Origin of the sequence: Brachyspira sp. (assembly GCF_050873525.1) — a bacterium.
Taxonomy (GTDB): Bacteria; Spirochaetota; Brachyspiria; order Brachyspirales; family Brachyspiraceae; genus Brachyspira.
Genome location: NZ_JBNMIZ010000287.1, coordinates 1 through 2734 on the forward strand (window position 1 = coordinate 1; position 2734 = coordinate 2734).

Here is a 2734-nt window from a genome sequence, read left to right on the forward strand (position 1 = left end):
AATGATTAAACAGTTATTTTTTTATGACATAGAGAGCGAAAATTCAAACGAGTTCGGAGCATTTTTCAAGTTCGACTCTACTATAATTTTTATCTCATCAAATTGTTTGAATTTTTCTCTTGCTAAAAAAATCGTTAAAATTTTTATTTTGTGGCATAAGCAAAACTCCATTTTCAACTTTGCGAACGATAACCTCTTTTCCTTCAAAACGAAATTCTTTTGGCAACCGAACGGCTTGAGAATTCCCGTTATTAAAAATTTTAGCTTTTTGAAACATATCAATTCCTAAATTAAATATATATTAATGAGTATATATTTTAAGATTAATAAGTCAATATTAAAAATAATTTTTTCAATAATTAAATAAACATTCTATATGCACTTATTTAACTTTATATACATATTCAAACATTATGCAAAATATTATAATCAATAATCTAAATCCAACTCAAAATCGAGAGGATATATAAATTATCATTGCGAGCCTTTGGCAAAAGGCGTGGCAATCCGCTATTAAAAAATCTAAATTTAAAATCAAATTCTATTAATTTTGGATTACTTCGGGTATAAATACTTTCATTAAAATATTATTTATAATGTGAAAAATATTTTACATTTCATAATTGGCAATTTCTAAAATTAATAGGATAAATAAAATTGAAACTAATATTTACCCCCCCCTATGAATTTATCAAAGAATTTATTTCTAAAATTATCTCTCCACTTTTTAATCGGTATCCACCAAGCAAAATTGTTAAGATATACATCGTCCAATTTAGCACCTATTATATTTTTAATAAAATTAGGAGCTTTTTTTAATAAAGAATATCTAAAATATTCATCTTCGGATAAAAAATTATCATGTCTTTGAGTTATAGAACCTAACCCTCCGCAATTGGCACATATTCCTTTCATTCTATTTATTCTCCATTTATTAAATTTTTTAGAATTAAATAGAGAGATTACTTTATTTTCTTTAATATTTCCAAAAACGGGACTTAATTCATAGTTGGTGCAGCAAGTTGTCATTTCGCCTTTATAGTTAAAATTTACAACATAATAAGGTTGATTACAAAGATAAGCTCCTATTTCATTATTTCTTTCGGGATTAATTCCATTGAAAGAATGAATTTTTACATGCAATATTTCGCAATTTATTGAATTAAAATATTTTTCAAATTCGTTCCATTCATTTTTATTATATTCATTCTCCGTAAATCTAACTCTTATATTTGTTTTTAATTCGGGATGTTTTTTCTTACAATCTAAAAGAGATTTTATATTTTCTAAAACGGCAGGCAATTGTTTTCCGAACCCATGAATTTTTTCATAAGTATCTGGATTTATAGCATCTACCGAAATTTGAATATCCGTCAAAGAAGAAAGAACTTCATAAGGGTCATATCTATTTAATGCAAATCCATTAGTGTTTATTAATATGGTATTAAAAAAATTTTTATTCATAGCGTATTTAGGAAATTGTAGAAAATTATTGGTAAGTAAAGGTTCTCCCATAGGTCCGCATAATGAAAGCCATTTAATAGTATTTATTTTACACGCATCGTCTATAATGGATTTATAAATGTCAAAATCTATAGTTTTATTTGTATCTTTTAAAACTTCTTTAAGATATTCAGGTCTATTAATTCTCCAACAGAAAAAACATTTTTGATTGCAATTTGTCGTCAAATCTATTATCAATGAATGCGGTTTATAAATATTTTTTAACATAAGTTTTCCTTTCTATAAACATTATTTATTATATTAATGTTATTATTTAAATATTTCAACTATAGTTTTATAATTATTTAATAGCCTCAATGTGTATCGTAGCCTCGATTGATAATTTTTCCCTTATCGCGTTTTCAAAAATAGTCGCTTTGTTATGAGCTTCAAAAACCGTCATATCTTTCGGAAAGCGAATGTGAAAAGTAATTTCCGTATGAGAGCCGTAAATATGTATATGGAAATGATGCAAACTATCGCCGTTTAGATTGAGTTCGTCTGCAATATTTTTTATTCCGTTTATAATTTCTTCGGAAGGATATTCGCCAATTAAAGGTTTAACGCTCGATTTTATCACATCGAAAGCGGCTATAAATATGACGACTGAAACCAGTATGCTTAATATCGCATCCGACTGCCAAAAATTTTTTCCGATAAAAATTCCAATCAATATTATTATCGAAGTAACGCTATCGCTTCTATGATGCCAAGCGTCCGCGTATAAAGATTTCGCTCCAGATTTTCTATAAGCCCAAAAAGAATATTGAGCCAAAATTTCTTTTACCACAATAGAAACTATCATCGCGATAATAGTCGCTTTATTAAAAGTGGCAGTTTGTTTATTCAAAAGATTTTTTATAGCTTCTGTGAAAAAAGTATAACCGATAAAAATGAGCATTATCCCCACAATAAAACTCGTTATAAGTTCTATTCTGCCATGCCCGAAGGGATGTTCTTTGTCGGCGGGCTTTTTTGAAAATATTCCTCCGATTATAACGATTATACTGCTTATGGAATCGCTTAAAGAATGCCAAGCGTCCGCGATAATCGAAAGCGAACCCGAAAATATTCCAACCGCATATTTGAAAGCGAATAATAATATATTCACGACAACCGAAACGATTCCCTCTATTATCATATATTTCGATTTTTTTTCATTGTCAATTATATTCATTTTATTAAATCCTTAAATAAAAGTTTAACCATTTTTATTATATATCATAAACAT

Annotated in this window: 3 protein-coding genes; all 3 read right to left on the reverse strand. The window is 27.6% G+C overall.

All coding sequences use genetic code 11. From position 1 onward, the window contains the following. Window positions 1-97: 97 nt before the first annotated feature. The 3 genes from ACR0QS_RS12615 to ACR0QS_RS12625 all read right to left on the reverse strand — a co-directional run bounded on the left by ACR0QS_RS12615 (window position 98) and on the right by ACR0QS_RS12625 (window position 2680). Window positions 98-277 carry an antitoxin gene (locus tag ACR0QS_RS12615; protein WP_432633804.1) on the reverse strand — a complete coding sequence of 60 codons (180 nt, stop codon included), beginning with the start codon at window positions 275-277 and terminating at the stop codon, window positions 98-100. Between the two features lie 386 nt (window positions 278-663). Next, the gene (locus tag ACR0QS_RS12620) at window positions 664-1731 is read right to left on the reverse strand and encodes a radical SAM/SPASM domain-containing protein (protein ID WP_432633805.1); all 1068 of its coding nucleotides are present in this window, start codon (window positions 1729-1731) and stop codon (window positions 664-666) included. Between the two features lie 73 nt (window positions 1732-1804). Beyond that, window positions 1805-2680, reverse strand: coding sequence for a cation diffusion facilitator family transporter (locus ACR0QS_RS12625; protein WP_432633806.1), 876 nt, complete (start codon window positions 2678-2680; stop codon window positions 1805-1807). Window positions 2681-2734: the final 54 nt, after the last annotated feature.